Source organism: Loktanella sp. D2R18, assembly GCF_003318235.1.
Lineage (GTDB): Bacteria > Pseudomonadota > Alphaproteobacteria > Rhodobacterales > Rhodobacteraceae > Yoonia.
This window is the reverse complement of the sequence record NZ_QOCG01000006.1, coordinates 329,732-354,703: the sequence shown is the minus strand read 5'-3', so window position 1 is coordinate 354,703 and position 24,972 is coordinate 329,732. Positions and strand designations below refer to the sequence as shown.

23 protein-coding genes and 1 tRNA gene are annotated in these 24,972 nt (G+C 55.3%); 3 read left to right on the top strand and 21 right to left on the bottom strand.

The features are described 5' to 3' along the window. Nucleotides 1–565 precede the first annotated feature (565 nt). From recN to DS901_RS04450, 13 genes are all read right to left on the bottom strand, one after another. Nucleotides 566–2,221 carry a DNA repair protein RecN gene (recN, locus tag DS901_RS04510; protein ID WP_113775721.1) on the bottom strand — a complete coding sequence of 552 codons (1,656 nt, stop codon included), beginning with the start codon at nucleotides 2,219–2,221 and terminating at the stop codon, nucleotides 566–568. Nucleotides 2,222–2,245: 24 nt separating this feature from the next. Further along, a complete protein-coding gene (locus DS901_RS04505) occupies nucleotides 2,246–3,040 on the bottom strand; it encodes an outer membrane protein assembly factor BamD (RefSeq protein ID WP_258546651.1) in 795 nt (264 codons plus the stop codon). A gap of 178 nt (nucleotides 3,041–3,218) precedes the next feature. Next, a complete protein-coding gene (gene lpxC / locus DS901_RS04500; protein WP_113775719.1) occupies nucleotides 3,219–4,136 on the bottom strand; it encodes a UDP-3-O-acyl-N-acetylglucosamine deacetylase in 918 nt (305 codons plus the stop codon). Nucleotides 4,137–4,335: 199 nt separating this feature from the next. Further along, complete coding sequence (gene ftsZ, locus DS901_RS04495; protein WP_113775718.1) at nucleotides 4,336–5,949, bottom strand: cell division protein FtsZ; 1,614 nt, start codon at nucleotides 5,947–5,949, stop codon at nucleotides 4,336–4,338. A 175-nt stretch (nucleotides 5,950–6,124) separates the two neighbouring features. Next, entirely contained in the window at nucleotides 6,125–7,459 is a 1,335-nt protein-coding gene (gene ftsA, locus DS901_RS04490) for a cell division protein FtsA (protein ID WP_113775717.1), read from the bottom strand. After that, the gene (locus DS901_RS04485; protein ID WP_113775716.1) at nucleotides 7,459–8,355 is read right to left on the bottom strand and encodes a cell division protein FtsQ/DivIB; all 897 of its coding nucleotides are present in this window, start codon (nucleotides 8,353–8,355) and stop codon (nucleotides 7,459–7,461) included. Before DS901_RS04485 ends, ftsA begins: the two co-directional genes overlap by 1 nt. Beyond that, entirely contained in the window at nucleotides 8,343–8,540 is a 198-nt protein-coding gene (locus DS901_RS18660) for a hypothetical protein (protein WP_113775715.1), read from the bottom strand. Before DS901_RS18660 ends, DS901_RS04485 begins: the two co-directional genes overlap by 13 nt. A gap of 76 nt (nucleotides 8,541–8,616) precedes the next feature. Further along, nucleotides 8,617–9,555 (bottom strand): UDP-N-acetylmuramate dehydrogenase, encoded by a 939-nt coding sequence (murB, locus tag DS901_RS04475; RefSeq protein WP_113775714.1) that lies wholly within the window; start codon nucleotides 9,553–9,555, stop codon nucleotides 8,617–8,619. Next, nucleotides 9,555–9,812: a DUF2484 family protein gene (locus DS901_RS04470; protein WP_113775713.1), complete on the bottom strand. Its 258-nt coding sequence runs from the start codon at nucleotides 9,810–9,812 to the stop codon at nucleotides 9,555–9,557. Before DS901_RS04470 ends, murB begins: the two co-directional genes overlap by 1 nt. After that, on the bottom strand, nucleotides 9,809–11,212 hold the full coding sequence (gene murC / locus DS901_RS04465; protein WP_113775712.1) for a UDP-N-acetylmuramate--L-alanine ligase: 1,404 nt from the start codon (nucleotides 11,210–11,212) through the stop codon (nucleotides 9,809–9,811). The genes DS901_RS04470 and murC overlap by 4 nt, the downstream gene beginning before the upstream one ends. Before the next feature lie 15 nt (nucleotides 11,213–11,227). Beyond that, nucleotides 11,228–12,328, bottom strand: coding sequence for a UDP-N-acetylglucosamine--N-acetylmuramyl-(pentapeptide) pyrophosphoryl-undecaprenol N-acetylglucosamine transferase (locus tag DS901_RS04460; protein ID WP_113775711.1), 1,101 nt, complete (start codon nucleotides 12,326–12,328; stop codon nucleotides 11,228–11,230). Further along, on the bottom strand, nucleotides 12,325–13,494 hold the full coding sequence (ftsW, locus tag DS901_RS04455) for a putative lipid II flippase FtsW (protein ID WP_113775710.1): 1,170 nt from the start codon (nucleotides 13,492–13,494) through the stop codon (nucleotides 12,325–12,327). The genes DS901_RS04460 and ftsW overlap by 4 nt, the downstream gene beginning before the upstream one ends. 151 nt (nucleotides 13,495–13,645) lie before the next feature. Continuing rightward, complete coding sequence (locus DS901_RS04450; protein WP_258546650.1) at nucleotides 13,646–14,998, bottom strand: cellulose binding domain-containing protein; 1,353 nt, start codon at nucleotides 14,996–14,998, stop codon at nucleotides 13,646–13,648. A gap of 183 nt (nucleotides 14,999–15,181) precedes the next feature. Between DS901_RS04450 and DS901_RS04445 the strand changes: the two genes are divergently transcribed. After that, complete coding sequence (locus tag DS901_RS04445) at nucleotides 15,182–16,360, top strand: NAD(P)/FAD-dependent oxidoreductase (protein ID WP_113775708.1); 1,179 nt, start codon at nucleotides 15,182–15,184, stop codon at nucleotides 16,358–16,360. 18 nt (nucleotides 16,361–16,378) lie between these two features. Here the strand turns inward: DS901_RS04445 and murD are convergent, their stop codons facing one another. The 6 genes from murD to DS901_RS04415 all read right to left on the bottom strand — a co-directional run bounded on the left by murD (nucleotide 16,379) and on the right by DS901_RS04415 (nucleotide 22,349). Next, nucleotides 16,379–17,776, bottom strand: a complete 1,398-nt coding sequence (gene murD / locus DS901_RS04440) for a UDP-N-acetylmuramoyl-L-alanine--D-glutamate ligase (protein ID WP_113775707.1) — start codon at nucleotides 17,774–17,776, stop codon at nucleotides 16,379–16,381. Nucleotides 17,777–17,876: 100 nt separating this feature from the next. Then, nucleotides 17,877–18,884 (bottom strand): alpha/beta hydrolase, encoded by a 1,008-nt coding sequence (locus DS901_RS04435; protein ID WP_147249850.1) that lies wholly within the window; start codon nucleotides 18,882–18,884, stop codon nucleotides 17,877–17,879. Next, a complete protein-coding gene (locus DS901_RS04430) occupies nucleotides 18,877–19,155 on the bottom strand; it encodes a DUF4389 domain-containing protein (RefSeq protein WP_113775705.1) in 279 nt (92 codons plus the stop codon). The genes DS901_RS04435 and DS901_RS04430 overlap by 8 nt, the downstream gene beginning before the upstream one ends. A gap of 9 nt (nucleotides 19,156–19,164) precedes the next feature. Next, complete coding sequence (locus DS901_RS04425) at nucleotides 19,165–20,133, bottom strand: Gfo/Idh/MocA family protein (RefSeq protein ID WP_113775704.1); 969 nt, start codon at nucleotides 20,131–20,133, stop codon at nucleotides 19,165–19,167. Nucleotides 20,134–20,261: 128 nt separating this feature from the next. After that, nucleotides 20,262–21,161: an RNA polymerase sigma factor RpoH gene (gene rpoH / locus DS901_RS04420; protein WP_113775703.1), complete on the bottom strand. Its 900-nt coding sequence runs from the start codon at nucleotides 21,159–21,161 to the stop codon at nucleotides 20,262–20,264. A gap of 159 nt (nucleotides 21,162–21,320) precedes the next feature. Beyond that, nucleotides 21,321–22,349, bottom strand: coding sequence for an RluA family pseudouridine synthase (locus DS901_RS04415; protein WP_113775702.1), 1,029 nt, complete (start codon nucleotides 22,347–22,349; stop codon nucleotides 21,321–21,323). A 311-nt stretch (nucleotides 22,350–22,660) separates the two neighbouring features. On the opposite strand from DS901_RS04415, the gene DS901_RS04410 reads away from it, so the two are divergent. Continuing rightward, nucleotides 22,661–23,287, top strand: a complete 627-nt coding sequence (locus DS901_RS04410) for a LysE family translocator (protein ID WP_113775701.1) — start codon at nucleotides 22,661–22,663, stop codon at nucleotides 23,285–23,287. 798 nt (nucleotides 23,288–24,085) lie between these two features. On the opposite strand, the gene DS901_RS04400 is transcribed toward DS901_RS04410, so the two are convergent. Continuing rightward, a tRNA-His gene (locus tag DS901_RS04400) sits at nucleotides 24,086–24,162 on the bottom strand. A 140-nt stretch (nucleotides 24,163–24,302) separates the two neighbouring features. Here DS901_RS04400 and DS901_RS04395 point away from each other — a divergent pair. Next, nucleotides 24,303–24,494, top strand: a complete 192-nt coding sequence (locus DS901_RS04395; RefSeq protein ID WP_113775813.1) for a DUF6324 family protein — start codon at nucleotides 24,303–24,305, stop codon at nucleotides 24,492–24,494. Here DS901_RS04395 and DS901_RS04390 read toward each other — a convergent pair. Further along, nucleotides 24,481–24,939 (bottom strand): MmcB family DNA repair protein, encoded by a 459-nt coding sequence (locus tag DS901_RS04390; RefSeq protein ID WP_113775699.1) that lies wholly within the window; start codon nucleotides 24,937–24,939, stop codon nucleotides 24,481–24,483. The genes DS901_RS04395 and DS901_RS04390 overlap by 14 nt on opposite strands. Nucleotides 24,940–24,972: the final 33 nt, after the last annotated feature.

Genomic DNA, 24,972 nt, shown 5'->3' with positions numbered 1-24,972 from the left:
TCAAAACTCCAGATTCGTACCAAGCCCCACCCGCAGCAGGTGTATGATGGAAGCCCAGAATGTCAGTCCGCATTGCAGATCATCAAAACCACACGAAACAACTAAAAGTTGCTTTTTGCATTTCTACACGTCGACAAAAACATAGGTGCTGTTTCTTTTTACATTAGTATCAACACTTAACGATCCTGAAAACGATTACGTATATGTTGAAGAAAACTCCCAATTTTTTATAAAACATTTAACTACGCTACAAAGTTGCAGGGAAAATACCCAAAATAGGTCAGCCATGATGATATACTTTGGTACAGGTTGATTGAAGGCCACCCGCTCTGGTAGATTGTTACTTAGAGGAAATTAGTCCTCTGGTATTAGCTAGTTTATAAATCGTTTGACGGTTATTCAGCGATTTCTGTGTTGAGAACGAGGCACGGTTAAGGTCTCTCTCAAGACGACGGTGTGAGATACGTACCTTCGACGTGAGTGGAAAAGGTACGTCATAATGAGTGGGTCGGGTAACAATTTCTAGGGGTGGGATATGTGCAATTTCGCGTATTCCGCCCCTAACTTATTTCTGACCTGAAATAAGCGCCTGAGCCGCTGCACGCGCCGCGTCGGTGACCCGGTCACCCGAAATCATCCGCGCAATTTCGTCGATTCGATCGTTGGTATCTAGCGCGACAACGGTGGATGTCGTCGTAACGTCATCTTGCCGTTTTTCGACCCGCCAGTGGTGCCCCCCCAAGGCGGCAACTTGAGGCGAATGCGTGACGACCAAAACTTGCCCGCCGTCTGCCAATTCAGCCAAACGGCGGCCAACAGCATCAGCCGTAGCCCCGCCAACCCCACGGTCAATTTCGTCAAAGATCATAGTTAGGCCGGACTCGGCCTGTGTCAAACAGACTTTCAACGCCAATAAGAACCGGCTGAGCTCACCGCCGGAGGCGATTTTATTGAGCGGCCCAGCGGGCGCACCGGGGTTGGTAGCAACGGTAAAGGCCACTGTGTCCTGACCCGATGGTCCCGGCTCTGCGGCTGCAATATTCGTCGCAAAAATGGCGCGCTCCATTTTCAGCGGGGCCAGCTCTGCCGCCATCGCCTGATCCAATAGCTGTGCCGCTGCACGGCGCTTGTCAGTCAACCTAGTCGCGGTTTCTGCATATATGGCCTGCGCCGTCTGTAGATCACCGTGAAGCGCCTGCAGATCACGCGCACCATCATCCAGCAGCGCCAAGCGGGCGCGCAACCCATCGGCAAACCCGCGCAGATCATCCGCCAGCACCCCGTGTTTGCGGGCCAGACCACGAATAGCGAACAGCCGTTCTTCGACATTTTCAAGATCAGAGGTATCGAACGACAGCGCATCCAAGCACTGAACGATCCCGTTTTGCGCCTCATCCAGCGCAAGCTGCACCCTCTCAATCGCAGCAAGCGGTTCATCAAGATGGCCTTCGGCCTTATCCGCGACACCGATTAACCAACGCGATGCATCGCTCACCATGCCTTCGGCACCATTGAGGCTTAGCGCCTCTCCGGCTTTGGCAATATCGGTGCGGATCTTTTCGGCCGCTTGCATCATCCGGCGTTGCGTATCAAGCGTCGCCTCTTCGCCCGCTTCGGGCGAGAGCGCATCAAGCTCGGCTACGGCGTGGCGCAGGTAGTCTTCTTCGGCTTGCGCTTCGGCGATGCGGGCCTCGGCGGCGGTCAGTGCTTTTTGTGCCTTGGCCAATTGCTGCCATGCCGCGCGAGTCTTGTCCAAATCTGGCGCAAGCCCCGCATAGCTATCAAGCATCTGTTGATGCCCACGCGGGTTTAGCAGGCCACGGTCATCATGTTGCCCATGCAATTCAACCAATGTTTCCGAAAGGTTACGCAAGACTTCACCGCTGACACGGCGGTCATTGATCCACGCTGTTTTGCGGCCATCACGGGTATTTACGCGGCGTAGGATCAGCTCATCTTCAGCTGCGATCCCGGCATCCGCAAGTACAGCTAAACCCGGATGCCCATCGGGCAAATCGAACCAAGCGGTGACCTCGCCTTGTTCGGCACCTTGACGCACGAGTTCAGCACGCCCGCGCCAGCCCAGCACAAAGCCCAACGAATCAAGCAAGATAGATTTTCCGGCCCCGGTTTCCCCGGTCAGTACATTCAGCCCCGGTTGAAACGCTAATTCCAGCCGGTCAATGATAAGCATATCCCGGATATCAAGACCCCGTAGCATATCAGCCCCCGAATCTTGCGCCGATTACAGCCATTCGCCGCGCACGACCTGTCGGTAAATCGACGACAGCCAATTGTCGCCGGACACTTCGGTCGACAGCCCTTGCCCGGTCAGCAACGCGTAGCTTGATTCGTACCATTCGGTTGACCGGTAGTTATGCCCCAAGATCGCGCCCGCGCTTTGCGCTTCAGCGGTGAGCCCAAGTGACAGGTACGATTCGACCAAACGGTGGAGCGCTTCGGGCGTGTGAATAGTGGTTTGGAAATCTTCAACCACGGTGCGGAAGCGGTTCGCCGCCGCCGCATAGTGGCCACGCTTGAGATAGTAACGTCCAATTTCCATCTCTTTTGCAGCCAAATGATCAAAGGCAAGATCAAATTTCAACACTGCAGAGCGCGCATATTCGCTGTCTGGATAGCGTTCAATCACCGTCCGCAAAGCCTGCAAGGCCTGGAACGTCAGCCCTTGATCGCGGCCGATATCATCGATCTGGTCGTAGTAAGACAGTGCCAAGAGATAGGCTGCGTAAGGTGCATCCTGTTCGGCTGGGTAAAAGTCCAAGAAACGCTGCGCGGATGCACGGCTGTTTTGGTAATCTTCATCGCGGTGATAGGCGAATGCCTGCATGATCAGCGCGCGTTGGGCGTATTCAGAATAAGGATATAGCCGTTCAATTTCGCCAAATGTAAAGGCGGCATCATCTTGATCACCCCGCGCCAACTGCTGTTCGCCGCGCGCAAAAATCTGATCAGCGGTCATTTCATCCAGCGGGGCAGTTGGATTACCCGCGCCGCAGGCGGACAAAAGCGCAAAAGCCATTGCGGCGCCAACCTGCGTTGTCCGCATGCGGAATGTGTTCAAGCTGACTGACATCGAGCGACCTCATTACTGACGGCGCGTGTAAGGCACGCACCAATTGTTAGGGATCGGTCTAGCATAGAAAAATCTGGTGCAAAATGCCTTTTGAGCACCCGGTGATCAACTGTGCGTCGCGGCTTTACGCAACAGCGTGAAGATCGGCCATGCTCACCCCGACACCGGGCAAACGCGCGGCGATTTTTGCATCACAATTGACCCAGCGCCATGCGCTCGAATCCGCAAATAATGCATGTAAAAGGCGGTTCGTCATCGCATGCCCTGCGCGCGTTCCAGTATAGCGCCCCAAGATCGGCGCACCTGCCGTGTAAAGATCACCCAAGGCATCCAGCATTTTATGGCGCACAGCTTCATCAGCGTGGCGCAACCCGCCGGGTGTCAACACATCGGCCCCGTCAACAACCACCGCATTTTCCATCGACCCACCAAGCGCCAGCCCATTGGCACGCATTGCATCCACATCCGCAGAGCGGCAAAATGTCCGGCTATCACACAGCTCGCGCACGAATGTGCCATTCGCCATATTCAGTGTTTTATGCTGTTTGCCGATCGCAGCATCCGCAAAATCAATCGCAAAATCGATTTGCAGCGACGTTGCAGGCGACAATTGTGCAAAAGCGGCGCCGTCTGTGACGGACAGATCTTTGAGAATTTCAATCGCGCGCAGCGGTGCAGTCAGCCGTGTCAGGCCGGTCTTTACAATGCCACGGACAAAGGTCACCGCGCTGCCATCCAAGATCGGCACTTCGGGACCGTCGATATCGATAAGCACATTGTGAACACCACAGCCGGAAAGTGCGGCCATCAGGTGTTCAATTGTCGACACGGTCACACCATCCGTATTCACCAAACGGGTATTCAATGGCGATACAATGACTCCGTCCCATTTTGCAGCAAGCTGCGGCAAGTCAGACAAATCAACACGGCGGAAAACAATACCCGAATTTGCAGGAGCCGGATGCAAAACAACTGAAACAGGCGCACCTGAATGCAGCCCAGTGCCTTCAAAGGCCGTTTTTGTTTTCAATGTGGTTTGCACGGCTTAAGGGCGCCTTTGATAGTTACGGTGTTGTTAACATTCCTAATACCAAGGGGTGCGCGGCTCAACTCACTCTTTACAACGGTATGAAACATCACATGGCAAAATTATGACGATCCAGCTAGGGCATTGTCGTAAAAGGAAAAAGGTCGCCCCGGGGCGACCTTCTCAAAGTATTAACGCGGCGTCACCAGAAGGCTTAGTTTGCCTGACGACGCAAGAACGCAGGGATTTCGATGCGGTCTTGGTCTTCGTTCGCTTCGGGTTCTTGGTGCAACGGCGTGACCTGAGGTTGCGCACGTGTTGGCTGCGCAGCAGAGGCTTCAGCCTGCGCACCGGTCATCCGGTTGATCAAAGAATTGATGCCGAACCGCGGTTTTTCAGCTTCTTCGACGGCAGGGGCTTGCGCTTGTGGCTGCGCCGGCGCGGCCTGATGACCAGGCGCACGGCTGACTGCTGCTTGCAAACGTGCCAATGCTTCGGGCGACGGAGTTCCCGGCGCACGTGGCGCGACAAAACTATCCGCTTCTGTCACAGTCGGTTCCACACGTGGTGTGTAGGCAGGCGGCGGCAGATCGTCTGCAGCTGCAACAGTTGGTTGTACAGGCGCAGGCTGCGGTGCAGCAGCCGCTGGCATATCCAAGTCTTGGAACAGCGTCCGTTCTTGTGCTTGTGGCTGCGGCGCCGGTGCAGCCATCTGAGCCGCTGGTTCTTGCACAGGTGCTGGCGCCGGTGTCGGTGCAACAGCAACCGGTGCAGGTTCTTGCACAGGTGCAGGGGCAACTTCGGGCTGTGCCAAAGGTGCGGCCATGCTGCGACGTGGCAGCGGCGTATCGGCGTTGCTCATGACGGCATCGATACCTGTTGCAACCACGGAAACACGCATTTTGCCTTCCATTGCTGTATCCAGCGTAGAACCAACAATGATGTTCGCTTCTGGATCGACTTTTTCGCGAATTTTGTTGGCCGCTTCGTCCAATTCGAACAATGTCAGGTCGTGCGAGCCAGTGATGTTGATCAGAACGCCCTTCGCGCCTTCGAGGCTGATTTCGTCAAGCAGCGGGTTCGCGATGGCTTTTTCTGCCGCTTGGATCGCGCGGTTTTCGCCTTCGGCCTCGCCGGTGCCCATCATCGCCTTGCCCATTTCATCCATGACAGCGCGGACATCCGCAAAGTCGAGGTTGATCAGACCGGGACGCACCATCAGGTCAGTCACACCTTTAACACCTTGATACAGAACATCATCTGCTAGCGAGAAAGCTTCGGTGAATGTGGTGTTTTCATTGGCCAGGCGGAACAGGTTCTGGTTTGGAATGATGATCAGCGTATCCACAACCTTTTGCAGGGCTTCAATGCCTGCGTCAGCTTGCTTCATGCGTTTACCGCCTTCGAATTGGAACGGCTTGGTCACAACACCAACAGTCAGGACGCCCAATTCACGGGCTGCTTGTGCGATGATCGGGGCTGCACCTGTCCCGGTGCCGCCGCCCATACCTGCCGTAATGAAGCACATGTGCGCCCCAGCAAGGTGGTCAACGATTTGTTCAATGCTTTCTTCGGCGGCAGCGGCCCCAACAGTTGCGCGCGCGCCCGCACCCAAACCTTCGGTCACTTTCAGACCCATCTGGATTTTCTGTTCAGAGCGTGATTGCTGCAGCGCTTGCGCATCCGTGTTTGCAACAACAAATTCGACACCCTCAAGCGCCTGTTCAATCATGTTGTTTACAGCGTTGCCGCCCGCGCCACCCACACCAAATACGGTGATCCGTGGTTTCAGTTCTTCGTGTCCCGGAAGGGAAAGGTTCAATGTCATTGCTCGATCCGCCTGTTTTTATGAGCCCGTCCCACCGGGCGCCTGACTGCTTATTACGTCCATCCTAACGAGGTGATGCCGAAAGGTCACGGGAAAAACACAAAATTACCACCAAATCTGGACAAAAATTGATCGACACCCGCTTGATTTCGCGCAATCGGCAAAATGTTGCGCATTACCAGTTGTCTTTAAACCATTTAACAGCCCGTTTGAGCGAACGCGCCGGGTAGCGATCCGCCGGAATTTCGAAATCCCACCATTCATCTTGCGGGTTGGACGCAAACAGCGACAGCCCAACTGCGCTTGAAAATGCGGGACCAATCGCGGCTTGTGGCAGACCTTGCACCCGTAATGGACGCCCGAGCCGGACCTGCTGACCTAGAATTTTACTGGCCAACCCATCAAGGCCCGGAATCTGGCTCCCCCCGCCCGTCAACACGATCTGCTGGCTCGACAGATGCTCAAACCCGGCAGCATCAAGGCGCGCGCGGACTTCTTCAAGAATTTCTTCCACGCGTGGGCGCATGATCCCGATCAATTCAGCCCGGCTAACGGTGCGGCGATCATGTTCCCAATCGCCGGTTTCGCCATCCGTCTCGATCATTTCGCGGTCATCCATTCCCGTCGCGACGACACCGCCGTAAAAAGTTTTAATCCGCTCAGCCGTCGCAGCAGGGATTTGCAGCCCCATCGAAATATCAGAGGTAATATGGTCGCCGCCCATGCGCACGGAATCCGCATAGATCATGTGTTTTTTCATAAAGACGGAAATGCTGGTCGACCCGCCACCCAGATCAATACAGGCCGCGCCCAATTCTTGCTCATCCTCTACCAGCGATGACATCCCCGAAACATATGCCGAAGACGCGAGCCCCGCCAGTTCAAGATCGCATCGCTTGATGCAATAGAACAGATTTTGCAATGTCGCCGTATCAACCGTCAGCATATGCATATCCGTGGTCAACTGGTGCCCAATTTGCCCACGCGGGTCGGCAAGACCAGACCGGTTATCAAGTGTAAAATTCACGGGCTGCGCATGCAGTACTTCGCGATCAGCGCCGTAGTCGGGCACATCGCAGTTGGCCATCACCTGACTGATATCTTGTTCTGTCACAGCACCGCCCGACACATCGAGCGCACCATCCAAACCGTAAGATCGCGGCCGTCCCCCCGAAAGCGACGCGATTACGTGATCCACACGGACCTTGGCCATCTTTTGCGCAGCCTGAACGACGGTGCGAATAGCGCGTTCGGTTTCTTGCATTGCGTCGATTTCGCCAAAGCGGACACCGCGCGACCGTGTGGTCGCCGCGCCAATCACCCGAAACTGCGATTGCCCGGCCATTGAACCCACGCCGTCGACATTGCGAAACTGTTCTGGCCCGTCAAAACGCAGCACCAGACAGGCAATCTTTGATGTGCCCACGTCCAAAATCGCCACGACGCCGCGCTGCATTGCGGCTTTGCGCATTTGACGCATCGCGCGTTGGTTGTCGTATAGGTCGCCCATTAGTTGCCTGCCCCGTTTGTCGATACTGTTTCATTCACGCGGCGCATCGCCGCGACGGCCTCTTCATTCATCCGCAAGGTGGGGCGGTCTGCATTGCGCATATCCACAACCGTGACATCGCGGTCCAACATGTCTTGGGCTGCGTTCAGCGCCACGACCCGGTCAAGCGCGGCAACAGCCCCCTCGCCGGGTAAAAGGATGCGTTGTTCGCGGTCCAACACGATGTCCCAACGGCGTTCACCCATACGCACCAGGCCACGCACACGCGGGCCGAGCGGCCCGGCAGCCGCGTAAAGCGCAAGCGCTTCTTGGATATGTTGTTCTGCCCCGTCGCCTGCGATCAACGGCAGATCAAGCCGATCTGACCGCGAAGTCACAAAGCCAGAATCCACGCCCTCTGCGTCGATCAACCGCAAGGTCGCCCCATCGCGCCAAAGCGCCGAAGGCACACGCGGCGTCAACCGCACCTCAAGCGTGCCAGCAGCGCCGACGCGGACGCTTGCGGATTTCACAGGGGCCAAGCTTTCAATCGCAAGGCGGGTTTGTTCGAGATCCACATCAAACGAGGACACCGGATAATCGCTGGGCAGCAACCCGATAACATCCGTCATTGTCGCTTGATCGGCACCTGTAATGGTCATCGCTTTGACCATAAACTGTGGGCGGTCCTGAAATTGCTGAATGGCCGTTTCAATCTGCGCCGCAACCGCAGCCCGGTTTGCTGCGTTAGAAAAATGCGTGCCAAGGATTGTCGCGATCAGCGCGATTGGCACCCCGATACGCACCGTCGCACGAAACCCCGGCGTCAACAGCAATCGTTGGTAACGATAGCCCAGCTTAGATGGGGCCGGATCATGCGGCGCGGCATGGGCCGGGCGTCGGATCAAACCTCGCATGACGCAACCTCTAACACCCAAACGCCCGAAGACGCGGCCGACGGGCCGTCATCAGTCAAAATAACTTTGCACTGTTCGCCCCGAAAACCTGTCTGCGAATCCATGATGATCGACGAAGCGCTTGCCTGCGCTGTCATCGAAGGATCAAAAATTCCAACATCTTCCGGGTTTGCCCTGCTCGACATACCCAACCACCTTTTTGCGGATCTTTGTGACCCGTCATTTTGTGACCCATTTTGGATCAAGCCATTTTTTGGCCCATTATTCCGCGGGATCGCTGCCTGTACGTTCGCCAACCCGCATAATTTCCCACTCTAGTCTAATCGCTTGCGAATCGTAAACCTTTTTCCGCACCAACTCACCCAAATCCTCAAGATCGGCGGCTGTGGCCCCACCCGCATTTGTTAAAAAGTTGGAGTGTTTCACATTCATCACAGCGCCGCCAAGCGTAGCACCGCGCATCCCGGCCTCATCAATGACCTTCCATGCCTTGAGATCATGCACATCATCGGCACGCCCCGTGGATGAAAACCCTGCCGGGTTGCGGAATGTCGATCCGGCGGTACGGTCTTTCGTGGGTTGCGTTTCGTCACGTTTAGCAAGCTGATCCACCATGCGTTGCGCCAACTCTTCGGGGGCTGCCTTTGGGGCTGCAAACCGTGCGCCGACAATAATTGCCCCCTCGGGTAAATTGCTTTGACGGTAAGCCAATTGCAGCGCGGCGGTGGGTAGTTCCTTAACCTCGCCCGCGCGCGTTACGATTTTCACTGCGATCAAAACATCCGCGACATAGGCTCCATAGCAGCCCGCGTTCATCCGCACAGCCCCGCCGATTGTGCCCGGTATTGTGCGCAAGAAGGTCAAATCGCGCCCAGCTTGTGCCGTCTTGCGGGCGACATGCGCATCCAGGGCCGCCGCGCCCGCGACCACATATTCACCGCTAGCATCAATGCCATTGAACCCGCGCCCCAACCGGATCACCACGCCGCGAATGCCGCCGTCGCGCACGATCAGATTACTCCCGACGCCCATGGGAAAGACAGGTACGTCGGCGGGCAGCGCGGCAAGAAACGCACACAGGTCATCCAAATCCGCAGGCTGGAACAGCACATCCGCCGGACCACCCACACGCATCCAAGTGAGATCAGCCAATACGCGATTTGCGGTCAACGTGCCCCGCACCTGTGGAAGATCATGCATCAGAGGTCCTTTCGTGTACGCAATTTGTCACGCACCCAACGGTAAAGATAATAGAGCGGCCAGCGAAAAACAGATGCACCCAAGGTAAAGACGGCAAGCCCGATCCATGCGCCATTCGCAACCACGACCCAAATCAAAATTGGCAACCCGATGGCCATCAGCACATAAGCCCGCCGCCAATGATTGTCGTTCGACGGGATCGACTGCATCACAAATGCCAAAACAACCCAAAGCGCGGCTGCAAGCAGCGACATCATTTTGCGGCAAGCCGTGAAGGCAAGCGGTTGGCCCAAGCGCTGATCGTCCCTGCCCCAAGACAAACAACCATATCGCCCGGTTTTGCGGTTTCACGCACCAGTTTTTCAAGATCATCTTCGGATGTCACACTGCGCGCATCACGGTGACCATGACGGATTAAACCTGCAACAAGATCATCGCGGCTCGCACCCGGAATTGGGTCTTCGCCCGCCGAGAAGATATCGGAAATCCCAACGACATCGGCGTCGTTAAAGCAGGCGCAAAAATCATCAAAGTGATGCGATAGGCGGCTAAAACGGTGCGGTTGATGTACTGCAATCACGCGGCCCTCTGTCGCTTGGCGTGCAGCCTTAAGCACGGCAGCGATTTCAACCGGGTGGTGGCCGTAATCATCGATGATAGTCACGCCGCCCACTTCACCAACTTTAGTAAAGCGGCGGTTCACGCCTTTGAACCCTTTGAGAGCCGCGCGAATTTCGTCGCGTTTCATCCCAAGGTGCCGGGCCACAGCCACAGCGGAAAGCGCATTCGACACATTGTGGTCGCCGGGCATGGGTAATTCACAGCCCTCAATCGTCGTGCCTTCGTCTTGCAGCGCGATGTCAAAATGCGCCACGCCTGCCACATAGGTCAGGTTGATCGCGCGCACATCTGCTTGGGCGTTAAACCCAAATGTCGTCACGCGACGGTCTGTGATCCGCCCCACCAAGGCTTGCACATCGGGATCATCGGTGCAGCAAACAGCCAGCCCATAAAACGGAATATTTGACACGAAATCGTCAAAGCCTTTGTGCAGCGCTTCTTCGGTCCCCCAATGTTCCATATGTTCGGGGTCAATATTGGTGACAATCGCAATAGTCGCGGGCAGACGGTTAAAAGTGCCGTCGCTTTCATCGGCCTCGACCACCATCCATTCGCCCTGCCCCATGCGCGCATTGGACCCGTACGCATGGATAATCCCGCCGTTGATCACGGTTGGGTCGATCCCGCCTTCGTCTAGCAAAGCGGCGACCATCGTTGTTGTGGTGGTTTTGCCATGCGTGCCCGCGACGGCGATATTGGATTTGAGCCGCATCAATTCCGCCAGCATTTCTGCGCGGCGCACGACTGGCAGACCTTGGGCGCGGGCCATGTCTAATTCTGGATTACCGGGTTTAATCGCGGATGAAATCACCACCACAGCCGCACCATCTAGGTTCTCAGCGCGTTGCCCTTCAAAAATGGTGGCCCCCAAAGATTTCAATCGGTCGGTGATCTTTGACGCCTTTAGGTCGGAACCTTGCACCGCATAGCCATGATCCATAAGCACTTCGGCAATACCCGACATACCAATGCCACCGATCCCAACAAAGTGAATCGGTCCAATATCCAACGGCAGTTTTGTTGCAGCAGCGTTCATCGCATATCTTCCATCTTATTTTTGGGCCGGGCCGGCCAGTTCTTCGACAAGAGCAACCAAACGGTCGGTCGCATCAGGAACGCTGCAGGCAATGGCCGCGCGCGACATCTGCAACGCGCCCGCTTCGTCTGTCAGCAGTTTTTCAATCATCGCGGTCAGCGGCGCGACCTCAAATTCTGCTTCAGTCATGATCACGGCAGCACCGCTTTCAACCAACTGGGCAGCATTCGCAGTTTGTTCGTCCCGGATTGCACCAGCGTAGGGGACCCAAATTGCGGGACGTCCAATTATGCTGACATCTGCAACCGTCGACGCGCCTGATCGTGAAATGACCAACTGCGCTTGCGCCATGCGGTCGGGTACATCTGAAAAAAACGTCTCGACATCGGCGCTGATCACTTCGTCCGCATAGTATTTTGTGACGCGGTCCAAGTCTTCAGCGCGGGCCTGATGGCTGACACGCACGTTGCGGCGGATATGTTCGGGCAGTGCAGAAATCGCAGGCGGCACAAAATCTGACATGATCCGCGCGCCTTGGCTGCCACCCAACACAACAATCGACATTGGGTAATCGCCCGGCGGAATATAAGGCGCAGCGGCACGCTCCAAAACGGCCGCGCGCACAGGATTACCTGTATGCTCGCCGGTCACGCCTTTGGGCAGCGCGGTTGGCCAAGTGCCACAGGCCACTTTATTCACACGCTTGGCGAACAGTTGATTTACCCGTCCCAAAACACCGTTTTGTTCGTGGATCATCCGCGGAACGCGCAAGACCCAAGCAGCCGCCATGGCTGGGATCGTCGGATAGCCACCAAAACCGACGACAACCGCGGGGCGGTCGCGCAGCATGCGCCATTTAGCTGCGGCAATGCCGCCTAAAATCCGAAACGGCACGGCAAGTTTAGCAAGGATACCACCGCGCGCGAATGTGGCGCTGCCGACGACGTTGACTTCGACTGCGTCAGGGAAGCCACTGGTATATCGCGCGCCGCGCGCATCCGTTGATAGGCGGACACGCCAGCCCTTTTCCAACATAGCCTCTGCCAATGCCTGCGCCGGGAACATGTGCCCGCCGGTGCCGCCTGCCGCAATAATCATCAGTGGTGATGTCGTCATCTGTCTGCCCTACGCCGCAAAATATCTTCCATCTCGCCTTGCGGGCGCACGCGGGTAAATGCAAGTAACATTCCCACCGTAATGCCCCCTGCAATCAGCGATGATCCGCCGTAAGACACAAACGGCAACGTCATACCCTTTGCTGGCAACAGACGCACAGCAACCCCCATGTTGATCATTGCCTGTACGCCGAACACGCAAGCCAATCCTGTGCCGGCGAGGCGAATGAACGGATCGCGTTCCTTCATCAAACGTAGTAGGGAACGGACAACAATCACGCTATAAAGCGCGATGATCACCAGCACACAGATCAGGCCATATTCTTCAGCGGCAACAGCAATGATGAAATCCGTATGCGCGTCTGGCAGCGACCATTTCACTTGGCCTTCGCCGACACCGACACCAAAAAACCCACCTTCTCGAATCGCGTTTGTTGCGTAGCCAAGCTGCGTTGTCGGATCAAGATCGGCCGAAAGAAAGCCGTCAATGCGACGTGCAAAGTGTTCGGAACTATTATAGGCAACCATCCCGCCCAAGACGACGAGCCCAGCAAGCACCATTAGCAACAACATCGGCGCGCCAGCCACGAAATACATCACGCCCCATGAAAACAGGATCAGACAGGCTTGGCCAAAATCGGGCTGCATCGCGAGGATCAGCACGATCACAACGGTCAGCACAAAAGAATAAAGTTTCCCCGGAGGGCCACCCAACTGTTGTGACGCAGCCAGCAACCATGCGGACATGACAATAAAGCCGGGTTTCAGAAATTCAGAGGGCTGCACCGAGGCAAAACCAAGCGAATACCACCGCGTCGCGCCTTTCCCGAAATCAGTCCCCAAAACGGGCAGCATTGCCAGTGCGGCAAAGGCGCAAAGAAAACCGATCACCGCCAAACGCCGCACCAGCGTTGGCGACATCATCGACACGGTGAACATCACCACCATCGCAGCACCGCCAAAAATGGCCTGCCGGGTCACGTAGTGAAACGGATCAAGCCCGTTTTTCGCGGCCAACGGCGGCGACGACGCAAGCCCAAGCAACAAACCAACCCCAAAAAGGATCAAAATGCACGACAAGGTCCATTTATCAATTGTTCGCCACCACCGTGGGATCACCGGATCGCCGGATTGTACCGGGACCGCCCCATAGACCATTTCTGTCATGGATCACCGCCTTACTGCCTCAACCGCCCGTTTTCCGGGTCTAAGCGCAGCATAACCAGCATTTGCGTATGATTCTACTGAAATTGTTGACAGCCCCACTGATGGCTTCAAGTAGGGCTGTGCATCTATGTAACCACCTGTTTTTGCGGAATTACCCCGCCATTATATCCCCATAGTAGGGATCCAAAATGAAATTGTCCGCGCTTAAGTCGTCCAACGAAACCCCAGATAACAAAACGCTTGCGGTGTTTGACTGCGTCAACAAAACCCCATCAGCGGTCTGCACCATGGCATCAAACGGATCGTAACCGAGATCACCCTGCGTATTGAGATACAAAAGGTCCATCGTAACATCAAAATCCGTCACTGTGTCATGGCCTTCGTCAGCTTCGACAAGGAAAATAACATCCTGCCCTGTTCCAGTGGTAATCACATCGTCGCCAGCCCAGCCCGAAATCTGATCGTTGCCGCTGCCTGCGTCTATCGTATCATTCCCCGAAGACCCGAGCACCAGATCGTCACCTCCGCCCGCATCGATGTCACGCACTGTCGTATCTGCGAACATCAAAACATCTGCGGCGCTAGACCCAATGACGCTCTCAAAATTTGTCCAAACGGAATCAAAACTGTCCGCCCCCGCGGCCCCGACTACAACGGACGTACCATCAGGCAACGCGCTGACACCTTGGTCAAAACCCGACAAATCCAACGTATCAATACCTGCGCCGCCATCGATTTGATCGTTCGCGCCCGCAACGGCAATAGCAATATCATCGCCAGCTAACATATCCCCGACAGTCCCAATCGCGTCCCCGTTCCAGACGTCATCGCCTTCGGTAAATACCGGAGGCGCGCTTACGGTAACTTCAATCCACTGCGTCAGGTTATCTGCTTCGTTTTCTTCTTCCAATGCACCCGCGGGATCAGCAACGACAGCGACCCAATACGTGCCAGGATCCAGATCGGCAGCCTCCAGATCAAACGAAACGTTTTGCTGTGTTCCCGTTGCCAATGCCGTCAAGGCTTGCGTTTCCAGCACATCAGTAACCGCGTTAAAGTCAGGAAACGTGGCAACGACCAAAGAAAGTGTCGACGCATCCGCATCAGCCGCACCATTCGAAGTTACGGTCGCAACGATCGTACCCGTTTGGTCATGGTCGAACGACACATCATCAATCGAAATCTCGTCCAGTGCTAGATTTGAAAGGCCTGCGTCACCGCCGAATATTTCGTCATTAATTGAAATCGGTGCGATACTGTCAAACGCGCCCAAACCGACAAAACCAAAGCTTGCGCTGGCTCCTGCAGTCAGATTTGCATTATATCCCATAGCCTGTACAGTATATGTATTCCCAGCCTGAGAGATAATCTGCGCATTCCAGATACTGGTAATATCGCCGTCGAACGTGAATTCATACACCCAGCCATTGATCGTTTGCATTGCAATCACAGTCACATTTACAACGAATCCAGCCCCCCAGTTATTCGCGGCGCTAACATCAATGGTTGCGCTATCAGATGTTGCTTAAATCATTATTTTTCTCCTAAAATATCTGTTTAAGTATGTAGCGTTGAATCACGGCCTCATTTCAACCTCAAGATAACTTAGCCCCAAAATCACGCAACCCAGAAGACGCATACATGCACTGCACTTGCATGCGACAGCGTTCCACGGCACATCAACCTTATGGATATCAACACACTGATCATTGGGGCGGGCGCCGCTGGCATGATGTGCGCGGCACATGCTGGCCCCGGCACATTGATTGTCGATCATGCCAAGTCCCCCGGCGAGAAAATTCGCATTTCAGGCGGGGGGCGCTGTAATTTCACGAATATGGACGCTGGCCCTGCCAATTTCATCAGCCAAAACCCGCATTTCTGCAAGTCCGCGCTGAAGCGTTATACCCAGTGGGATTTCATCGCCTTGGTCGATAGCTACCGGATCGCTTGGCATGAAAAGACCTTGGGGCAGTTGTTTTGCGACGATACAGCCAAGGACATTGTCGCGATGCTACGGTCGGAAATGGACAAAGCGGGCGCACAGCTTTGGCTGCAAACGTCTGTCGACAATATTCGCCATGACGGCCACAATTTTCGCGCGACCCTGATGCGCGAAGGGAAGATCACGGAGGTGATTGCAAAGAACCTCGTGGTGGCTTGCGGCGGTAAGTCTATTCCCAAGATGGGGGCAACAGGTTTTGCCTATCAAATCGCCGCGCAGTTTGACCTTCCTGTCGTAGAAACCCGCGCGGGGCTTGTGCCGTTTACCTTTGGCGAAGATCGCTTCAAGCCACTTGCAGGCGTCGCCCTGCCCGCACGGGTCAGCGCGCATGGCCCGGCGTTCGACGAGGCATTGTTGTTCACCCATCGCGGGCTATCTGGCCCGGCTATTTTACAAGCGTCTTCCTACTGGAACGCAGGCAACACAATCGATGTGAATCTCGACCCTGCTGAGGGTTTGCTAATTTTTTTGAGAGCTGCGCGGCAAAACCAAGGGCGCAAAGCGCTGACCACGGTAATGGGGCAATATTTGCCCGCGCGATTGGTGGATTTTTTGAGCGCCGATCTGCAACTGACAGGCAATATCGCCGATCAAAGCGACACCCGCTTGCAAGAAATTACCGATCAAATCACTGCGTGGATACTGACCCCATCGGGCACCGAAGGGTATCGCACCGCCGAGGTCACATTGGGGGGCGTTGATACAGATGCGCTCTCGTCCAAAACGATGGGTGCGAAATCGGTTCCGGGTCTCTATTTTATTGGCGAGTGCGTTGACGTCACAGGCTGGCTAGGCGGCTATAATTTCCAATGGGCGTGGTCATCAGGTTGGGCCGCAGGGCAAGCCATCGCCAACACGTAGGGTGGATCTTGATCCACCTTACGTTATCGCTGCGTTCACACAGGCAATAAAATCGTCACCGCGTTTCTCAAAACTGTCGTATTGATCGAACGAGGCCGCCGCAGGGGCCAGCAAAACCACGTCGCCCGGCTGCGCATCTTTGACAGCCTGTGCGACCGCAGCTTCCATCGTGCGGACCACCTGTGTCGAGGCGCCTTCTAGCTGGCGCGCAAAATCAGCGGCCTCGCGCCCGATCACATAGGCTTTGGCGACGTTGTTTAGATGCGGCAGCACAGCCCCCAAACCACCTTCTTTTTGCAGCCCACCGCAAATCCAACGGATATTTGTGAAAGCTTGCAACGCCTTAGCCGCGCTATCGACGTTGGTTGCCTTACTGTCGTTCACGTAGCGTACACCGTTATGATCCGCGACCAATTGCGAACGGTGCGGCAGACCTGGATAGCTGCGCATTGCGGCTTCGATCCCTTTGGGACCAAGCCCAAGACTGCGACACACGGCATAGGCCGCGCAGGAGTTTTGATGGTTATGCGCGCCCGGCAGCCCGGCAATATCGCGCAGATCGATTGCGCCAACCTGACGGCCCTTACGCATTTCAGCCAAAAACCCTTTTCGCGCGAAAACACACCAGCCTTGGGACAGTTTGCGGCCGGAAGAAATCTGGATCACACGGTCATCACCGGCGCCTTCGATCAGCTGATTGGCCAGATAGCGGCCTTCGGGTTCGTCCACGCCGATAATCGCGCGGTCTGGCCCGCCTTCCGCAAAAAGGCGACGCTTGGCTGCGAAATATCCGCCCAGCCCCGCGTGTCGATCCAAATGATCAGGCGACAGGTTTGTGAACACAGCGACATCCGGGGTCAATGATCGTGCAAGGTCAGTTTGATAGGAAGACAGTTCCAGCACGACAACTTCGCCATCATGCGCGGGGTCGATATCAAGCACCCCACGCCCGATGTTCCCTGCCAATTGCGCAGGGCGCCCGTTTTCAACCAAAATATGATGGATCAAGGCCGATGTCGTGGATTTACCATTCGACCCGGTGACCGCAACAATACGCGGGGCCACATCAAAATTATCCCACTCGGAGGTTGCAAAGGACTGAAAAAACAACCCGATATCATTGTCGACAGGCACAGCGGCGTCCCATGCGGCCGCAATCGCTGCATTTGGATGCGGATAGAGATGCGGAATGCCGGGGCTGACGATTAGCTTGGCAATCCCGTCAAATGCGCCCGCCTTGGTCAAATCACGAATTTCAAGCCCGGCCTCTTGCGCGCTTTCGCGCGCAGGAACGCTGTCGTCCCAAACCACCACATCTGCGTCACCCGCCATAAGCGCGGCTGCCGCCGCACGGCCGGATCGTCCCAATCCCAAAACGGCAAGAGTTTTATTTGCGTAGCCCTGAACTGGAATCATCGATGCCTCACTTCAATATTCGTTGTGACATTGCCCCGTGCGGCAGGGCCCGCGCAAGAGAGCAAAGCGCATTTGCGCCGTCTTTTCGGCATTCCCCAAATTAATCTAAGACAAGCCCGCTACCGGCCAGCCCACCAGCTTCACCAAGTTGACGCAAGAGGCCGATAGCACTGGGTGCAGTGACCGCCACCATATGCCCCATATGCGCAAGTGAGCTCATGCTCGTTAAGTCGATAATTACGGTGCCCAATTCCGCAATATCGTCAGAGACGCCCAATTGCCCGACTTTGGAACGCCCACCAATCAACAGCGACGACAGCGCGAGCGCCTGATCAGAGCTATTGGTCAAAATAATATAGGGGCTTTCGCGATCCCCAATCACCCCGACTTGCCTGCGGAAGATGTCTGGATCAATGTCAGGAGAAAGCAACACCACCGCCCCGATGTCATCAAGCACGCGGGTATTTCGTGCAATTGCAAGCTGGCGCATCGTCTCCATTGTTAAATGCGCCCCCAAAGAATGCGCAACAATCGTTATCGATTTATCAGAGCCTGCTGAAATCGCCTTTAGAAAATCAGCAAAATCATCGCGCGCAAACAGCACGCTGTCACGGTCGTAAACATATCCCGCAGCCACGCCCGCCGAATCCCATGAAAAGAGCGCCTGCGTATTGTTGAACGCGAAATCATGCCCCATCTGCGCAAACCGGAACACTGCCTCAGTCGTGGTTGTATTATACCCGTGGACATAGATGACGATTTCGTCACCCGGTCCGGCGGCAAGCGCATCGACAAATCCATCGCGCGCTTGGGGGCGATAGCTCTCCATCGTAAACCCACGGGTTGGATCGTAGATATGTTCGATATGGCCAACCCTGTGATTGGGCGGAATCGCCACATCAACCTGTGCGTAGTGTAACGCTGCGGTACGGTCGGCGTACTCCTCTTCCTTCGCGTTTGTGACCCTTTGTTGGGTCGCAACGAATACTGTCCGCGTGGTCGATCCCTGCTCTCCGGGAGATACGGTTATGCTGTAAGGATGCGCGCACCCCAACAGCGAAACCAAACTGGCCGCAGCGAGAACGCCGCGCAAAACCCGCCTAGTCAAGTTCAGTCCATGGCCACGGCTTCACTTCACTGGCCGCAACTTGATAACGGGCAGCTTTGGCCATCCAGACACCCATCGTCGTGCCAATCTCAGCAAGCTGATCATTCGGTTCACGTTTTTTCATTGCCATGATGATGAACTGCGCGACAGTCAGCAGCCCCAGCAAGGTGCTGGCCATGCTCATCATCACCGCGATGATCACCATGTGGATCAAGCGCATCCATAGGCTTTCAAAGTCAGATTCGGCTTCGGTGTTGTTTTCTTCGGCCATGCCGATCTCCTATCTTTCGCCAGCGGCGAAAACCATATCCACCATCTTTTGCGTTCCGCGCGAAAATTCAAGAGGGCACAGATAATTACTGCCTGATTGTGCCGCTTTGCAGAAATTTTCGACCTGCGACACATATTGGTTCACCCCAGCAAAGCGTTCGGTGGTCACAGTGCCGGCATCCGTTTCCAGCTTTAGGGTCGCTTGATCAAAGACATTTGCGTTAAATGGGCAGGTCAACTGCAACACACCTGCGTCCCCGTGGAACGTGATGTTTTGACGATTAAACATGCGCATCGAAACCACCGCGGAATAGGTAAAACCCGGAAAATCAGCGGCCACTTGAGCGAAAACATCAACATCGTTTTCAAGCGCTAATTTCGCATATGGCACGGCCTCGGGCTCTGCACCGGTGACATAGCGCGCGGCACCAAACGTATACACGCCGATATCGCGCAGCCCCCCGCCGCCAGCTTTTGCCTGATTTCGGATATTGTCTGCGTCATCGTTGAAATATGAAAATACCGCATCGACATGTTTCAATGCGCCGATCGCGCCACCCTGCACCAATGCGCGTGCGCGCGCGAACTGCGGGTGATGCACGATCATAAATGCCTCTGCCGCGAGCTTTCCGGATTGATCGCGCGTGGTAATCAACGCATCGAAATCGGCATCGTGCAGAGCGATGGGTTTTTCGCACAACACATGTTTACCCGCCTCCAACGCCTTGATCGCCCATTCCACATGCAGGTGATTGGGCAGTGGGATATAGACCGCATCAATCGCTGGGTCAGCAAGCAAAGCATCATAGTCATGATGCACACGAAGCCCCGGCGCGAAGGCTTGGAACGGTGTGGCCTTATCGGGGTTCGATGTGGCCAGCGCAGCAAATTCAGCCCCACGCGCTGCGTGAATAGCCGGTGCCATATGGTTTAATGCAAAATTCGCAGCGCCCAATACGCCCCAACGCAATGGTGTCATGTCTCTTCCCCTGTTTTGGCCGGATGTTAGCGCTAATATCTAACAAAGGGAAACATGATGCGCAGCGAAAACAATAAACCCGCCAGACTTATTCTGACGGGTTTAAGCGTGGGTGTTTGAGCGGCCAATTACGCAGCCGGAGTCAACATGCCCTTTTCTTTGGCCAATTCCTGCATCTTTTCTTGCAGTTTTTCAAAGGCGCGCACTTCAATTTGGCGAATGCGTTCACGGCTCACGTTGTATTGGCCGCTCAAATCTTCAAGCGTGACGGTTTCATCAGAAAGGCGGCGCTGCACGAGAATGTCTTTTTCACGGTCGTTCAAAACGTCCATGGCTTCAGCCAAAAGCGCGCGGCGCACGTCCATTTCATCGTGCTCTTCGTAATCGCCAGCAGTATTCGCACTCTCATCCTCAAGCCAGTCCTGCCATTGCATCGTGCCTTCACCGTCAGAGCCGACTTGCGCGTTGAGTGACGCATCACCGCCAGACATCCGGCGATTCATCGAAATCACTTCGGTTTCGGTCACGCCAAGATCATTGGCGATGCGGGCCACGTTTTCAGGGCGCAAATCGCCCTCTTCCAGCGCACCGATCCGATTCTTGGCCTTGCGCAGGTTAAAGAACAGTTTTTTCTGCGCCGAGGTCGTGCCAAGTTTCACCAGCGACCAAGACCGCAGGATGTATTCTTGGATCGATGCACGGATCCACCACATGGCATAGGTCGCCAGACGGAACCCTTTTTCAGGATCGAAGCGTTTCACAGCCTGCATCAAGCCCACGTTCGCTTCCGAGATCACTTCGGCCTGCGGAAGCCCGTAGCCCCGGTAGCCCATCGCGATTTTTGCGGCGAGCCGCAGGTGCGATGTGACCATCTTATGTGCCGCGTCGGTATCTTCATGATCCACCCAGCGCTTGGCCAGCATGTATTCTTCCTCAGGTTCCAGCATCGGGAACTTGCGGATATCTTGCATATAACGGTTCAGACCACCCTCTGGGGTTGGTGCTGGTAAATTCTTATAGTTGCTCACTGTCGTGCCCTCCTATGTTTAAAGGCTTAACATGGATATGGTTACGCTAATACGACGTTTCAAGTCTACTTATCCATTTTCTGTAGCTTTAATATGAACCGCTCAGAACGTCAGTGCGAGGGGAAATACCGTGCGCTCACGCACATGGGATCGAATATTTCAACCCTCCCCACCCAAATCGCGCAGCAAGCCACGCATGTCAGCGGGCAAATCAGCCTCAAATTCCATGAATTCTTCGGTAACCGGATGGGTAAAACCCAAGGTCGCTGCGTGCAACGCCTGCCGCGAGAACGCAGACACCGCTGTAACACCCTGCTCTCCGACGGCCTTTGGTGACAATTTGCGCCGCCCCCCATAGACTGGGTCACCGATCAACGAATGCCCACAATGCGCCAGATGCACCCTGATCTGATGGGTACGCCCCGTTTCTAGCCAGCATTCTATCAAGGCGGCACAGGGCGGCATCCCCAAGGGTTGCACAATCCGCGAACGCGTGACCGCATGCCGCCCGGTAGTAAATGACACGGCCTGACGCTGGCGGTCCGTTTTATGACGCCCCAAAAATGTTTGCACCTTCAGGATATTTCCCGGCTCGAACGAGGTGCCTTTGATGCCGCGCAGGCGTGGATCATTGGCGTCAGGCACACCGTAACATATTGCCAGATAACGGCGTTCAACTGTGTGAGCCGCAAACTGCGCGGCCAAATGATGGTGCGCGCGGTCAGATTTAGCCGCAACCAACAACCCGGTGGTTTCTTTATCGATCCGGTGCACAACGCCGGGGCGCTTCATCCCGCCAACACCCGACAGGCTGTCACCGCAATGATGGATTAACGCATTGACCAATGTACCGCCCGGTGTGCCGGGCGCCGGATGCACAACCATGCCTGACGGTTTATTCACGACGATCAGATCATCATCTTCGAATACGACTTCAAGCGGGATATCTTCACCCACGATATGGCTTTCTTGGGCAACTTCGACCGTGACCGCGATTTGCGCACCCTCAGCGACGCGGTGGCGCGGGTCTGTGATCACGGCACCATCAACAGTGATCGCGCCTTCTGCAATCAACCTGGCCAAGCGCGACCGGCTGAGCGACGCATCATCTGGCACATCACGGCCCAAAGCCTTGTCCAACCGCGGCGGTGGGGCCGCTTGGATCACAAAGGAAATCACATCAGACATAGCAAGTCGGCTTTCGCAAAGAATTCGGGTGCCAAAGGTGCTGGCGGATTAGGTTCCGGGGTTTGCGGGATTGGCCAACAAATAGCAAGTGTGCTGGGCGGCGTTCAAATATAGGACGTCGCGCAATGTGACCGAGACCGGACATTGGCGTTACCTGCGCTGGAGGCGAAAGTAGCGGATGATGCGCCATTTCGCTGCGCTACGCATGAAGGTCCGTTTCCCACGGCCATACCTAGCGGAACTGTCTTGATCGGTTGACTCCTGGGATGGAAGCCTCCTTTGTTGTTCTCACGCAGTAAAGGGACGATGCGATGGAACTTCAGGCATTCTTGATCTTCGCGACGACACAGGCCGTCATGATCGCGTCGCCCGGTCCGTCCGCGATCCTCGTGGCGTCGCAAGGCGCGACGAGCGGCTGGCGCATGACGGTTTTCCAGATGTTCGGGATGATGGCCGCAACGGCGATTTACTTCGTTATGTCGGCGACGGGGCTGGCCGCTCTCATCCTCGCGTCCAACCTTATCTTCCAAATTATTAAGTGGGTTGGCGTCGCCTACCTTGTCTATCTTGGCTTAACCGCTTTGCTCAGCCGCTCGGGTGGGTTCTCGGTCGCGCGGAAGGGCAAGGTGAGGTCCCGGAAGGCTCTTTTTTCGCAAGGCTTTGTCGTGGAGTTTGCCAATCCCAAGGTGCTTCTATTCTTCGCGGCCATCCTGCCGCAGTTCCTCGACACCGCCGCACCGATTGCGCCGCAGATGATCATCATGGGGCTGACGGGGGCTGCGATGCAGTTTGTGATTTACTCAGGCTATGCGAAGCTTGGGGGCACGCTTGCCAATGGCGACCTGCGCGTCTGGATCGTCGGTCTGATCAACAGAACGGCCGGGGCAGCACTTATCTTTGCGGGCATCAAAATGGCGAGCGTCACCGCCGAACGATAGGGTGCGCCCATTTGTGAAGTCTGAATGAAACGGTTTGGCCGTTGCGGTGGCGGCCTTTACTCCTTCCGGAACGCTCCCACGGCCAAGTCTAGCCCTTTTCGGAACACCATGCTGCGACCGCAGCGCAATCCGCCAAAGCCGCCGTCCATGCTAACCGCAGCATCACGTACATTGGGCTCTTTGCTGCCATTCGCTGCACTTGCATCCAGATCGGGATATCAAAAGTACCGCCGATGGCCGCTTCGCGGACAAAGCGACAACGGCACCCCTTAAGGTTTTCCGCTACTTAGCATACTCAGAAAACCATACTTCCATCCCGACCATTACGAGTGTTTGCATCGCTGAGACAGACAGGGTGCCTCCGCCACCACTCGCGTCTGGTCTTAGGCTGAAACCGATATCAGCAATGTAGCTTCCCTTCGGAAGGTTCTTTCCGTCTTTCTCAAGCCAACGTTCAAATTCAAAGAGTTGGGGGGGGTAATTCCCAGTCATCATCGCAAAGCCACGCTACAGATTTGGGTTTCTCCTGAGAGGGTGCGGCCTCCTCGAAGTTGGCGAAAACATTGATGGGCACTCATAACCTCATTATTTGGCGATGCCGCTACCATGCAAGAATTTCAGGGCGCAAAACAAGAGGAACTCGTCGAGTATTCTGGGTATCTATTTCTGTCCGAATGGGCTCATAGCTGCCATTCGCTGCATTCTTCTCGAAAGTCTGGTTTTCAATCTTCGGGACGTAGATATAGGTGAGGTCAAATTTGACCGTCTATTTACATCAAATACTACAGAATTTGAGAGTGGTACCGCCTCCCCGGCTTGAACGGGGGACCCCTGGTTCCACAAACCAGTGCTCTAACCAACTGAGCTAAGGCGGCATTGCGCGTGATTTAGCGGCAGGTGCACACGAATGCAAGACCCTCGTTCAGAAAACCCGCAACAAAGCGATCCGTTGCACGACACCCTTGCCAATAGCGCCCGCCCCCTTGTAGGAAACCTCAGCAATAAGGGAAAGATCATGGGCATTAACAGCGAACGCGACATCGAAGCGAATATGCAAATCGGGCCAACCGACCACGGAATGGTACGTATCTTTATCGAGGCTGGCGGCACAGAGATCCCAATGGATTTTGAACCCGAAGAAGCCGAAGAGATTGCCGAAGAAATTCGCGCCGCCGTCATTGCAGCCCGCGCAATCAAAACGCGCTAGTAAATCCCGGATCTTGCGCCGCCTGCGCCCGCGTGGCGGCGTGGCGCGCAAATTTCTGAACCATGAGCTTGCGGCGCGCTGGCGCCAGCTTTGCCTCTGGCCCCATACGGATAATTTCTGCGCCGTATCCATCTGCGATGATTACCCCGGAGCTCTCTGGCAACAGATCCGTCTGGAATTCGGTATCAACCGCCCAGAAATACCGGTCGCAATAAGCAAGATACCCCCGCCATTTTTTGTCGCACATGAAATCTGCGCGGCTGGATTTACATTCAACGATCCATATCTCGCCCTTTGGCCCCAGCGCCATAACATCGACGCGCAAACCTGATGCAGGTACCAGCTCCAACACGCTCACAAAATCATAGCTGCGTAAATGCCGTGCCACACCGCGTGCCAACATTTGCCCCGGCACATAACTGCAAGACTTATCTTTTGTGCTCATAGGATAAATATGAACAATAAGTGAACAAAGATC